10 protein-coding genes and 1 pseudogene are annotated in these 12900 nt (G+C 46.3%); all 11 read left to right on the forward strand.

Annotated elements, in window-relative coordinates:
• Window positions 1-169: 169 nt before the first annotated feature.
• The 11 genes and pseudogenes from SAPGRDRAFT_RS18220 to SAPGRDRAFT_RS18275 all read left to right on the forward strand — a co-directional run bounded on the left by SAPGRDRAFT_RS18220 (window position 170) and on the right by SAPGRDRAFT_RS18275 (window position 12683).
• Window positions 170-1294 (forward strand): class I SAM-dependent methyltransferase, encoded by a 1125-nt coding sequence (locus SAPGRDRAFT_RS18220; protein WP_253271370.1) that lies wholly within the window; start codon window positions 170-172, stop codon window positions 1292-1294.
• A gap of 12 nt (window positions 1295-1306) precedes the next feature.
• On the forward strand, window positions 1307-2281 hold the full coding sequence (locus tag SAPGRDRAFT_RS18225) for a T9SS type A sorting domain-containing protein (RefSeq protein WP_002660901.1): 975 nt from the start codon (window positions 1307-1309) through the stop codon (window positions 2279-2281).
• Window positions 2282-2488: 207 nt separating this feature from the next.
• Window positions 2489-3769, forward strand: a complete 1281-nt coding sequence (gene rocD, locus SAPGRDRAFT_RS18230) for an ornithine--oxo-acid transaminase (protein ID WP_002660902.1) — start codon at window positions 2489-2491, stop codon at window positions 3767-3769.
• 241 nt (window positions 3770-4010) lie between these two features.
• Window positions 4011-5696: an acyl-CoA dehydrogenase family protein gene (locus SAPGRDRAFT_RS18235; protein ID WP_253271371.1), complete on the forward strand. Its 1686-nt coding sequence runs from the start codon at window positions 4011-4013 to the stop codon at window positions 5694-5696.
• 50 nt (window positions 5697-5746) lie between these two features.
• Window positions 5747-6106: a hypothetical protein gene (locus SAPGRDRAFT_RS18240; protein WP_051018641.1), complete on the forward strand. Its 360-nt coding sequence runs from the start codon at window positions 5747-5749 to the stop codon at window positions 6104-6106.
• 74 nt (window positions 6107-6180) lie between these two features.
• A pseudogene (locus SAPGRDRAFT_RS18245) lies at window positions 6181-6997 on the forward strand (IS5 family transposase).
• A gap of 112 nt (window positions 6998-7109) precedes the next feature.
• Window positions 7110-7565: a helix-turn-helix domain-containing protein gene (locus SAPGRDRAFT_RS18250; protein WP_172635367.1), complete on the forward strand. Its 456-nt coding sequence runs from the start codon at window positions 7110-7112 to the stop codon at window positions 7563-7565.
• Between the two features lie 76 nt (window positions 7566-7641).
• Entirely contained in the window at window positions 7642-8430 is a 789-nt protein-coding gene (locus SAPGRDRAFT_RS18255; RefSeq protein ID WP_002660906.1) for an MBL fold metallo-hydrolase, read from the forward strand.
• Between the two features lie 621 nt (window positions 8431-9051).
• A complete protein-coding gene (locus SAPGRDRAFT_RS18265; RefSeq protein WP_002660907.1) occupies window positions 9052-9471 on the forward strand; it encodes a DUF7793 family protein in 420 nt (139 codons plus the stop codon).
• A gap of 57 nt (window positions 9472-9528) precedes the next feature.
• Window positions 9529-10020: a hypothetical protein gene (locus tag SAPGRDRAFT_RS18270; protein WP_002660908.1), complete on the forward strand. Its 492-nt coding sequence runs from the start codon at window positions 9529-9531 to the stop codon at window positions 10018-10020.
• Between the two features lie 50 nt (window positions 10021-10070).
• Window positions 10071-12683 carry a TonB-dependent receptor domain-containing protein gene (locus SAPGRDRAFT_RS18275; RefSeq protein WP_002660909.1) on the forward strand — a complete coding sequence of 871 codons (2613 nt, stop codon included), beginning with the start codon at window positions 10071-10073 and terminating at the stop codon, window positions 12681-12683.
• Window positions 12684-12900: the final 217 nt, after the last annotated feature.

Below are 12900 nucleotides of genomic sequence, written 5' to 3' on the forward strand. Positions count from 1 at the left end.
CGGGTCGCTCCACTACGCAGCTCGCTGTTCGCTCGGCCCTGCAGCCCTTCGGGCTTTGGTCTGCCGCCTGCGGCGGCCCTGCTTCGGCAGCTCAGCCTGCGGGCGCTTTGCGCCCTGCTAGACCCAAGGGCCCTTTTGTAGATTATTTTTTTGGCCAAAAAAATGTATTTTGCAGCTTATCAAGGACCATATAAATCAACCTATGTTTCAATTTGAGTTTAGAGGGCGGCCCTTCAAGCTGCAACGTTATCCGCAGAGCAACAATCGCTCTTTAGTGCCAGTCTCTGCCGCTCAGGCTTATCTGCTTCGCCTATTAGAAGAGGGGGAGCTCCCAATTACAGAACAGCCATTGATTTACAATGATCGTTTTGGGGCTTGGGCCTTGGCCTTATCGGGCTGGCAGCCGCAGTTGGTGCCCAATTATGCCTCTCAGAAGAAGGCTTGGACCAAAAACTGCTTGCTCAATGGCTTAGATTTGGACCAATTGAATTATTGCCTCCCTTTAGCACAGGCCAAGGCTTGCTCGCAGGCCTTTATGCTGGTCCCCAAATCTATGGACCTCTTCGAGCTGCAACTACAGCAGGCGCATCTGGCCCTAAAAGAAGATGGGAGCATACATGCCGCCTTTATGACTCGGCATTTTACGCCTAGCATGCTGCAGTTGGCCCAAAAATACTTTGAGCAAGTGGAGCAATCTAGAGCTTGGAAAAAAGCACGCATCTTGAGCATGCGGGGCAAAAAGCCCTTGGCTGGCCAAGCCTTAACTCGGAGCATTTATTATGAAAGTGATAGCTATCAACAATATTATGGAGTTTTTTCGGCCAAGCAGGTGGACAAGGGCAGCCGCTTCTTTATCGAAAACTGGTTAGTGCAGGAAGAAGAGGGGCAGTTATTGGACCTCGCCTGCGGCAATGGCATTTTGGCCCATCAATATCTTAAGCGAGCGCCGAAAATGCAGGCCCAACTAACCGATGATGCTTATCTGGCCATTGCCTCTAGCCAACTAAATTTGCCCGATACCCCTGCGGTCTGGACCGATGAGCTCTCGCATATTCCTGCAGGCAGTCTGGACCTAGTCCTTAGCAATCCGCCTTTTCATTTTGGGCATGAAAACAATATAGAAGTGAGTCTGGGCCTTTTTCAGGCGGTCAAGCCACTGCTAAAGCCCAATGGAAGCATGCAAATTGTGGCCAATCGACATTTAAATTATAGCAGTCATCTAGAGCGCATTTATGCTAGAGTAGATTGCCTGGCCCAAAACCTCGCTTTTGAGGTCTTGAGAGTAGAATTGTAAAATAATAGGCAGATGAACTATTCTTGGAGCTTTGTCCTCGCTCTTTTTTTATCCTTTAATCTAAATGCGCAGTATGCGCCTGCCGCTGGGCAGGCAGGAAGCACAGCCTTGCATAAGGATTCTATCCTTTGGGCCGATTGGGGAGTAACTCCTTATATCTGGAGCAGAGGACCGCAGGATATTAGTCAGGCCCAGCTAGGTTTGGCTAGCAATGGGCAGCCCGCTGCGGCGGCGGGCCCCGCTGGAGATGGAACCGTTTTCAGCCTTGGCGATGGCGGCCAAGCCACTTACTACATCCATCCGCCAATTATTGATGGAACAGGGCCAGATTTTGCCATCTTTGAAAATGGCTTTAGTGATAGCTTTTTGGAGTTGGCCTTTGTAGAGGTCAGTTCCAATGGAGTGGACTTTGTGCGCTTTCCTGCGGTCTCCCTAACCGATACGGCCCAGCAAGTGGGGGGATTTGGGGCCTTGGAGGCCAGTAAAATTCATAATTTAGCGGGAAAATACCGAGCAAACTATGGGACCCCCTTCGATTTATTGGAACTGGCAGATTCTAATCGGGTAGACATTAACAATATAACCTATGTTCGTATAGTGGATGTAGTGGGCCATATTGGCGAATATGGAAGCTATGATAGTCGGGGGCAGCTGATTAACGATCCTTGGCCCACGCCCTTTCCCTCTTCGGGCTTTGATTTGGATGCCTTGGGGGTGATTCATCAGCGGCCATTGGGCCTAACTCCTTTGGCCGAAGCGGAACCCTTAAAGATTTGGCCCAATCCCTTGCCCAAGGCGAGAGCACTACAATTGAGTGTAGCCTATGAGGCTGGAGCAAAACTATATATATATAACATGCAGGGCCAATTGGTCAAGAGCGTGCAGCCCAATGGGCCAAAAATTAGCCTTTCTTTGGCAGAATTGCCCGCAGCTAACTATATTATAGGCTATAAGGGGCAATTGGCCCGGCTAATTTTGCTGCCTTAGGGTCAAAACGGCTTTTGCGGTTTTGCAGGGCGCGAAGCGCCCGCAGGCCTAGCGATGTGAAAGGGTGGCCCAAAGGGCCAGACCCAGGCGCTGCAAGCGCCGCAGGGCCGAGCAGAGCTGCGAGCCCTGAAACGTAGCGCCTGCCGAAGGCAGGAGGCCCCAAAAGAAAAGAAATTTACTGACAATTGAATATATAAACAGCTAGCTATGCAAGATCAACTATCATCAGCGGATTTGATGGCCTTAGAAAATGAGTACGGGGCCCATAATTACCATCCTTTGCCCGTGGTTTTGGCCAAGGGAGAGGGCGTCTATGTTTGGGACGTAGAGGGGAAGCGTTATTACGACTTCCTTTCGGCTTATTCTGCCGTGAATCAGGGCCATTCTCATCCGAAAATTGTGGCGGCCATGATGGAGCAGGCCAATACCTTGGCCCTCACCTCTAGAGCCTTTTACAACGATCGTTTGGGGGTTTATGAAAAGACCTTGAGCGAATACTTTGGTATGGACAAGGTGCTGCCGATGAACTCGGGGGCCGAGGCCGTAGAAACCGCCATTAAGCTTTGCCGCAAATGGGGCTATGAGAAAAAGCAGATCCCCGCCAATCAGGCGATTATCATCGTTTGTGGGCAGAACTTCCATGGGCGGACCACCACCATTATTTCCTTTTCTTCTGACCCTGATGCCAAAGGCCAATTTGGTCCTTATACGCCTGGTTTTGTTTCTGTGCCCTACAACGATTTAGGGGCCTTGGAAGCGGCGCTAGAAGAATATGGCGATCGGGTCGCTGGCTTTTTGGTCGAGCCCATTCAGGGAGAGGCAGGTGTTTTTGTGCCCGATGAAGATTTTATTCCCAAGGCGGCTGCCGCTTGTAAGCAGCGCAACGTGCTCTTCATTGCCGATGAAATTCAGACCGGGATTGCCAGAACGGGTAGTCTTTTGCGCATCTGCGGCGATTGTAGCTGTGGCGGGCATTGCGAGAAGCAGGAAACTTATACGCAGCCTGATATTTTGATCTTGGGTAAGGCCATTTCTGGCGGCTTGTATCCCGTTTCTGCCGTTTTGGCGAATAAAGAAATCATGGATGTAATTCAGCCAGGGCAGCATGGGAGCACCTTTGGCGGAAACCCTTTGGCTTGCGCCGTGGCTATGGCGGCCCTAGATGTCGTTAAGGAGGAAAAACTGGCCCAAAACGCAAGAGCATTGGGGCAGCGTTTCAGAGATCGCCTTCAGGCCGAGTTGGTGGAGCAAACTGAGCTCGTCAAATTGGTCCGTGGAAAAGGTCTATTGAATGCTGTGGTCATCAATGATAGTCCAGACAGCAAAACGGCTTGGAACATTTGCGTCAAGTTGGCCGAAAATGGCTTATTGGCCAAGCCCACACATGGCAACATCATTCGTTTTGCACCTCCGTTGGTCATGACCGTTGAGCAATTGGATGAGTGCTGCAACATCATTATAGCGACCATCAAGTCCTTTGAGGCTTAGGTTGATATCAGCGTCTAGCTAATTGATTAGTTAGGCGTTTTTTTTCATTATATTTTGGGGCTGTCCCGCCTAAAGGCGGGTCGCTATGCTTTGGGGCTCGCAGGTCTGCTCGGCCCTGCAGGCAGGCGATGCCTGCCTTTGGTCTGGCCCTTTGGGCCACCCACTCCGCAGCGCTCATCCTGCGGGCGCTTTGCGCCCTGTTGGACCGCAAAAAAATTCCCTGCTATTTATTTTAGTGATTATGCAAAAAGAGAATCGCGTTTTGCCTCGAGGGCATAAATTTAGTCAAAACTACTTTCATTCAGATAAGCTATTAGAGGATTACCTACATGCGCATTTGCCTGCGCAGGTCCTTTCTGAGCAATCGGATGCTTTGGAGCAACTGGGGCGTTTGGCGGCTGGACCAATGAACGGACTCTCCTTAGCTGCGGATAAAAATGGGCCGAAGTTGCGCAAGCGCAACTATTTGGGCGAAACCATCAATCAGATTGATTTTCATCCTGCTTATGAAGAGCTCAAAGCCATAGCTGTGCATTCGGGAATGTTTCGCTTAAAATGGGCCCCTGAATTTAGGGAGCGTTATGCGGGGCAGCGGCATCGTTTGGGCTTTGCCTTGGGCTATTTGTATGCTATGAGTGAAAGCGGTTTATATTGTCCCTTATGTATGACGGATGGTGTTGCTTTATTGATCGATAAATATGCCTCGGAGGAGGACAAAGCAAGGCTGTTGCCCAGAATCTATACTGCTGAGCCCAAGGATTTTTATACTGGTGCCATGTTTTTGACTGAAAAGGCGGGCGGTTCTGATGTAGGGGCCAATTTGGTCAAGGCGAGTCCTTTGGACAATGGTTATTGGTCCTTGGAGGGCGAAAAGTGGTTTTGCAGCAATGCCAGCGCAGAGATCATTTTTGCTTTAGCGCGGACGGGCCCCTTAGAAAAGGGAAGTAGAGGTTTGGGCATCTTTCTTTTGGAGCCAAAACGGCCAGATGGCAGTGCTAATAATATGGACCTCATCCGGCTCAAAGACAAATTGGGCACTCGTTCTATGGCCAGCGGCGAATATCTCTTGCAGGGTAGTTGGGCCAAATTAATAGGAGAAGAAGGGCAAGGGTTTAAGATCATGAGTGATATGATCAACCTCTCTCGTTTGTATAATTCGGTAGCGGCTATTTCGGGCTTGCGCAGAGCCTTAATCGAAGCCTATCAATTTGCGACTTATCGAAATACCTTTGGAAAAGCATTGCTAGAGCATGCTTTGGTCCGCATGAAGTTCTGGGAATTGGGCAGCATCCATCAGGGCCAGTTTTATAGTTGTTGGAAAGCCATTAGTTTATTGGACCAAGCAGAAGCGGGAGATGCTGCTGCCAAAGAGTGGTTGCGCTTCTTGACGCCTATGATTAAGAAGGCCACAGCAGAGCAGGGCGTTTATGTAGCTCGGGAAAGTATGGAACTGATGGGTGGATTGGGCTATATTGAGGATGGGGTGATGCCCAAAGTCATGCGAGACATTATGGTTTTGCCCATTTGGGAAGGTGCTGGAAATATCATGATCTTAGATATGTTGCGGGCCAGTCAGAAGAGCAAGGGCTTACTTATACTGCTCGACTTTGTCTATGAGCAGCTAAAGCAGCGAAGAGGAACCGACAAACTAAGGGCTGACTTTGCGCTATTGAAACAAAAATTGTTTGCTCTTAGGGAGACCAAAGATATGGACCACATTCAGTTGGGGGCCAAACAGCTCTTTGAGCGTTTGACTGATTACTTTCAGTGGGCTTGTATTGCGGAGCAGGCTAGCCTCATGCAGACTAATTATCAGGAGTTGGCCCTGCGTTATTATGAAGAAGAGCGTTTATTGGTCCAAGCTTATCGGGAGCAGTATTTGCCTAGCCGGGAAGAGATTGCAGCGCTTTTAGCTTGGGATTTTTAAGCGCATAATATCTATTGGGCCATTTGATGTAGAGAACAAAAGAAGGAGCCATGCAACTAATGAAATTTAATAAGACTGCTTGTGGAGTAGATTTTATGCTCAACGTACTTGATGAGGAGCAATTAGCGGCTTTGCATCCCTATTTCTTTGCCCAGCCCCATCGAGGCGATTGTTTTGAAATTCTTTTCTTTGAGCGAGCTCAAGGAACCTTATATCTAGGGGAGCAAAAAATTGTGTTGCAAGACAATTGCCTCGTTTTCATTTCCGCCTTTCAACTTAAACGTTGGGACGTTCAGACTGAGGGATTAAAATTTAAAGTACTCTTTTTCAAAGAAGAGTTTTTGCATGAGTTCTTTGCGGATCAGTTATTTACTTATAGAGCTTGTTTAAATTTTTTAGTCAGCAGCTAGACTAAGGCAAAAAAAAATGCTGCAAAGCGCTTATTATTGTTGATTACGACAAAAACAAAAAAAGGCTTTGCAACATGGTTGTGAATTTATCAAAAGAATTTATTACGGAAAAAATATTAGCATTTTTTCCCGAAAAAAAATTGGCTCGAAAAACCAAAGCGCCTCTGTGGCAAATTGTTAAAGCGATAATTTATAGGCTTAAAACAGGTTGTCAGTGGAGAGAATTACCGATACAATCTTTTTTTGTACGAAGTTCTAATTTGCTGGCAAACAGTATATTACTACTTCAATAGCTGGTCCGAGTCTGGTATTTGGCAAAAAGTGTGGATCCAATTTCTAGCCCATGAAAAATCTTGTTTAGATTTATCTAGTATACAGCTTGACGGAAGTCATACCCCAGCGAAAAGAGGGGGCGAAGCTGTGGGTTATCAGGGCCGAAAAAAGTCCAAAACCACAAATGCTCTCTTTCTCACAGATAAAAATGGGCTGCCAATCGCTATGTCTCCGCCTTTTGCGGGAAACCATAATGATTTGTTTGAAATCGAGAGTCATTTCCAAAAAATGCTTGCCGATCTGCAGCTTTCAGACATCTCTCCTGATGGTTTATTTATGAATGCTGATGCAGGGTTTGATAGCAAAAAACTTAGAGAAAACTGCCAAAAAATGGGCATTATCCCTAATATTGACCACAACAAAAGAAATAGAAAAAAAGCTTATTATCAAGATATTATAGATGAGGAACTTTACAAAGAACGCTTTTCTGTTGAGCGAACTAACGCATGGATTGACGCATTCAAAATTTTACTCATTCGTTTTGAAAGAAAAGCCGACAACTGGGCGAGTCTACACTATTTAGCCTTTATACTTATTTTCCTAAAACGAAATTTTTAAACAAACTCATAAGCTACTTTATTTTTACCAGCGGGAGCAGCCTTTATATTTGCCTTTAGCGGCTGGAGCGCTGGAGCCCTTATTCTTCTTTTTAGAAGAGATAAAAAAGGAATTGCTTTATCCATTGACGAATAGTGCTCATATTATTCGCTCTTTGATTTATTATTTATTGGAGCGGCTAAATCGGGATTATGCAATACATTATCAACTAGCCTTTAGTAATCAGGGAGGGCAGGCAGCCTATGAATTTAAGCGTTTATTAGAGCTACACATTCGGGAAAAGCAGCGGGTAGAAGATTATGCACAACTTTTAGGCTTGAGTCGAATTAGTTTAAACAAACTAGCCAAAACAACTTTTGGCCAAACGGCCAGTGCGTTAATCAAGCAGCGATTGCTGGCAGAAATTAAATTAGAGTTGATCTATCATCCTGAAAAAAGCCTTAGTGAGATTGCTTATGCTTTAGGGTACTCAGAGCCTAATCATTTGATGCGTTTTTTCAAGGCGCAGACAGGTCAAAAAAGCTCAGACTTTTTGGCTGCTTATCAAAGTGGTAGTCTTTTGAGCTAGGAAGGTAGTTCTTTGGAGGCTGAAGGGAATAATTTTGTCTTATCGAAATTATTTCATTGAAAAAAACTCTAGAAGAATGTCAAATCAGTTTTTGTTTGTGCGGAATGCCAGCATTTATTTGAATTATGGAGGGCAAAGTTTTTTAATAGACCCTATGTTTGCGGAGAAAGGCGCTCTTGGCTGTTTTCCAGGCACAGTCAACTCAGAAATTCCTAATCCCACTGTAGATTTAGCTCTTTCTGTTGGGAAGCTTGTGGCTGCCGATACTGTTTTGTTGACTCATTTACATCCTGACCATTGGGATGAGGCGGCAGCGGTGCTCATAGATAAAAATAAAGCTGTTTATCTTCAGAATGAAGAAGATGCAGCAAAACTTCAGGCCCAAGGATTTCAGAAAACGGAAATTATTGAGCATAAATTATCTATAGGAAATGTCCAGATTGAACGGACTAAGGGGCAGCATGGCAGTGATTTGGCCTATTCCATTCCGGAGCTGGCCAAATTTTTAGGGGAAAGCTCTGGCTATTATCTTCAGGCGGAGGGACAAGCCTCTATTTATTTTCTGGGGGACACTATTCTGACCGGGAAAGTAGAAGCAGATTTAGAGCGTTTGGCTCCTGATTATGTTGTAATCAATGCGGGGGCTGCTCGTTTGGCGGATGCCAAGTTGGGAGCAATCATTATGGGGAAAGAAGAAATTGCAAAAATTCATCAACTGTTGCCCAAGAGTAAATTGGTAGCCATACATTTGGAAGCTTTGGCCCATTGCGTATTGAGTCGAAAAGAATTACGTCAATTTGCCAAAGAGCAAGGATTCTCTTCCCAATTAACTATTCCTGAGGATGGAGCTTCCTTTTTATTTTAGAAAACTCATTTGAATAAAAATTCAAAGCGAATGCCGTAACGGCATTCGCTTTTTTAGTTGGCCCTCTCTCCCACTTTGGACCAAATAATATTCTTGTTTTGAGCCAGCATAACGCTACCCGCCTTATACGACGCTCATTTTTGATTTTAAAATTTTCGTTTATATCGTTGACCTTCAATCTAGTCAGGAAAAGTTGAGGGACTAATAATAATTCAATAAAAAAATGGTCTAAATTCCTGTTTATCTTGTTTAGCGTTTAGCGTTTAGCGTTTAGCACAATTGGTTTTGGTCGAATAAAGGGTTCAAATACGGTTTATTTTGGCTAAGAGGTTAGTTGCATTGTTTTTGGTCCAAATAGACCAGAAAAAGTTGAGGGACCAGTTTTTATCCTTTACGGCCAAGAGTAATTTGGCCCAGCGCTGCGGAGGGGTGGCGCAAAGCGCCAGACCGAGCCGCTGAAAGCGGCGAAGGGCCGAACAGACTTGTGAGCCCCGCAGCATAGCGGCGGCCGGCTCGGCCGGCCGCGGGCCCCAAAACAGCCCTTAGAATACTTCTAAATAGGAAGAACAGGCTAATATTTATTTGTACTTCTGTATTTTAGTGTGAATTAACTTAAAGAGAATGAAAAAACCGAACTATACTCAAGTGCGGGTAACGCTTCAGTCTGGAGCTTTAATTTGGCCTGAGGGCGACTTTATTGTGGAGCAGGAAATAAATTCATCCTATTACATGGAAGACAGCGATGCCCAGGAATCTTTTGAGAGCATGTTGGCCATGGCCGAGGCTCGTTCTTCAAAACTGTACCTTTTGATTGACATGAAAAACATCAAGGGGGCATCGGCTGGGGCTAGAAGAACCTTGTCGGGGATTTCTCCAGAAATTGTGAAAGGGGTGGCTACTTTGATTGCCAACCCTGTATCTCGTTTATTGAGTAACTTTATTTTGGGCTTAAACAAACCAAAATATCCCGCCAAAGCATTTTCGGATCGGGAGCAGGCTCGGGCTTGGTTGACTGAATTGCGGGCCAAGGAGCAGGCCTAGTGTTTTAAAAAGGGTTAAAAATTTGGATAAATCTAAAAAAAGTGCTTCATTTGTAATATGAGTACGGTCCAACTACATAAAGCTGGGCGTTTTTTGGCGCCTATACTTGCCCTGCTACTACTTTGTGGTTCAGTGGGTTGGAGTAGTTATTCTCATTTTTGTGCTTGTCAAGACAGTTGGCACTACAGCATTTGGGCCGAGGCCTCTTGTTGTCGGCAGGGAGTAGAAAATTCGGCTGAAAGTTGTTGTTCTATTTCGGAAGAGCAGCAGCATTGCAGTTTAGAGCAACCTTGTTGTCAGGACAATGAGGTAGAGTTTTTTTCTATTTGGGATGATTCTGGGGAGCTGCTGCCGCCAAATCTGGCCCAGTCCTTATATTCTCTTCAATTATTTTGGGCTCCTCGTCTAGTTCTCCATTGGCCCAGCCGCTCGCTTTCTGCACAGGAAGAGTTGGAGCTGGCTGCGCCCTTCATTTTTTGGCAAAAGCGGGCGCCGCTGCTTTTTGAGGGGGCCGACTATTTACAATTTATTCAGATCATGCGTTGCTAAAATTGATTTTCTGTACGAGTATTAGTTAATAATCAGAAAATCAAAAATTTATGCAATTTTACAAATATATTCTCCTGCTAGTTGGGCTAGCATGGAGCCAATTGGCCTATAGCCAATCTTATTTTTCAGGCCAGCTTGTTAATGGCCAAGGGGAAGCCATTATTTCGGCCACTATTCATTGGCAAGATAGCGCTAGTATTGGGGCGGTTACGGATTTTGAGGGGAAATTTCGCATTCTTCGCCTAGATACGGTCCAGCCACACACCCTAGAAATTCGCCATCTTTCTTATGAGCCAGTATCTGTAGAAATACTGCCCTCGGAGCAAGATTTAATCCTTACTGTGGGCGATGACCTACTCCTAGAGCAGGCCACCGTTGAAGTAACGGCTAAGCAAGGCGATGCCTTTGCTTCAACCATCAACCCCATCAATGTCGAGACCTTAGGACAGTGCGAGCTACGGCGAGCGGCTTGTTGCTCTTTGGCCGAAAGCTTTGAGAACAATGGGACCGTCAATGTAAGTTTTACCGATGCCGTTACTGGAGCCAGAGACATTGAAATGTTGGGCTTGCGGGGCATTTACAGTCAGTTGATGATAGAAAACCGGCCCAACTTTAATCGTTTGGGCTTAGCTTATGGCTTAGAATACATTCCTGGTACATTTGTCGAAAGCATTCAGATTTCTAAGGGAGCGAGCACGGTGCGCAATGGCGTAGAGGGCTTAACGGGGCAAATTAACACCGAATTGATTAAGCCACATAATGCGCCCAAGCTCTACCTCAATGGCTTTCTCAATCATTTGGGCCGCAGCGAGCTCAACCTAAACTTGGCTCATAAATTTAATGAGCGGACGGCTACTGGGCTTTTGCTACATGGCAACTACTTCAATCAGGCGATAGATCATAATGGGGACAACTTTATGGACATCCCCCTCAAGCGGCAGCTCAACGCCCTTTGGCGATTGAACCACAGGACCAAAAACCTGCATGCCGAAATCAATGCGCAAGCTATATTGGACCAAAGAGAGGGCGGACAAGTCGCTAGCTTCTTTTCTGCTGCTGATTTGCCCCAGCGCTTATACCAAATCGACTCCGATATTGAGCGCTATGAGGTCTTTGGTAAACTTGGATTTATTGGTTTTGACAACCCCTTGCAATCTTTGGCCCTTATTTATAGCCTTAGCCAGCACAATCAATCTTCTTCTTTTGGCGATCGACTTTATGAAGGAAAGCAAAACACGGCTTATCTCAACTTGCTCTTTCAAACGCCTTTGGGCAAAGGGCAAGAGTTGATGGCGGGTTTTAACTATCGCCTAGATGACTTTCAGGAGCAAGTAAACGAGCTCAATATGGACCGCAGAGAGCAGCAATCTGCTCTTTTTGCCGAGTACAACTGGCAGCAGGAACTCGATCCAGAAACAGGCCGAGGTTTTGGCCTTATTGCTGGCCTCCGTCTGGACCAGGTCCAAACCCTTAATGGTACGGAGTATTTGCCCACTGGCCGCCTCAACTTCAAGTACAACTTCAATCAAGACTTTATCATTAGAGCTTCTGGGGGCCGGGGAATTCGCCTGCCCAACCTATTGATTGAAAACTTCCGTTATTTGCCCAGCAGCCGTGCCTTTATCCTAAATGAAACTCCTGCCGTAGAAAAAGCTTGGAACTATGGCCTCAATATCACGCGCAACTATATTTTGGGCGAGCGTGCGGGAAGCTTGAGTCTAGATGTTTACCGCACTGATTTTGAGCAGCGTTTGGTGGCAGACATTGACCACAGCAGCAGCCAAGTTCAGTTTTACAATTTAGACGGCCGCTCTTTTGCCAATAGCATTTTGTTATCTTGGACCCAAGACCTGATTGAAAACTTAGAGTTGCGTTTGGCCTACAAATACAATGATGTGTATACCACACAACATGGGCAATTGACCTGGATGGCTTTTTCTCCTCGTCACCGTGGCTTGATGGCCTTACAATACCAGCTGCCTAAATCGGGCTGGCAGTTTAATCTCAACAGCCAATTGGTGGGGCCACAACGTCTCCCTACACTTTATGGCGACCTAAGCAATCTTCCCGCTTATCGACAAGAGGCCCGCTCTCCTACTTTTGCCTTGGTCAATGCACAAGTTAGTAAAAAATTGGGCAAAGGCTGGGAAGTTTATTTGGGTGGCGAAAACCTGACGAACTACCGCCAAGAGCAACCTATTTTGGGCGCTCAAGACCCTTTTGGGCAAAACCTACAACCCCAGCTTTTTGATGCTTCGGCCGTTTATGCCCCTGTTTTCGGGACTATGGTTTATGCGGGCTTCCGCTACACTTTAGGCGAAAAAACCAAGGCAGATCCCCATGCTGGACAGCATCATGCTACAAAAGAGCATCATGCTACAAAAGAGCATCATCATGAAAATGGCGCCGAACTTTTGATTAAATCTGACCCTCAATGTGGTATGTGCCAAACGACAATTAGTCAGGGCCTAGAACAAATAGAAGGCGTTTATCATGCTAGCGTTAATTTGAACAGCAAGACCGTAGAGGTTCACTACGATGAGGAAAAAACCAATCCCGCTGCCCTACGCAAGGCCCTCAGCCAATTGGGCTATCCTGCAGATGAGCTCCCTGCCGATCCGAAAGCCCATGATCAGCTTCCCGCTTGCTGCCAACAGCATTAGGCCATTTTCTGAAAATAGCTTTGGGCAAAGAACTGCGGTTCTTCGCCCATTTTTTAGCGCTTTAGGGTGGTCAGAAAAAGTTGAGGGACTATTTTTATTTTTTTGGGGCCTGCCGCCTTTGGCGGCCGGGCCCTTTCAGGGCTCGCAGGTCTGCTCGGCCCTTCGCTTTTTTCGCTTTGCTCAAAAAGCTCGGTCTGCCGCTGCGCGGCACCCTTAC

This window comes from Saprospira grandis DSM 2844 (assembly GCF_000275825.1).
Taxonomy (GTDB): domain Bacteria; phylum Bacteroidota; class Bacteroidia; order Chitinophagales; family Saprospiraceae; genus Saprospira; species Saprospira grandis_A.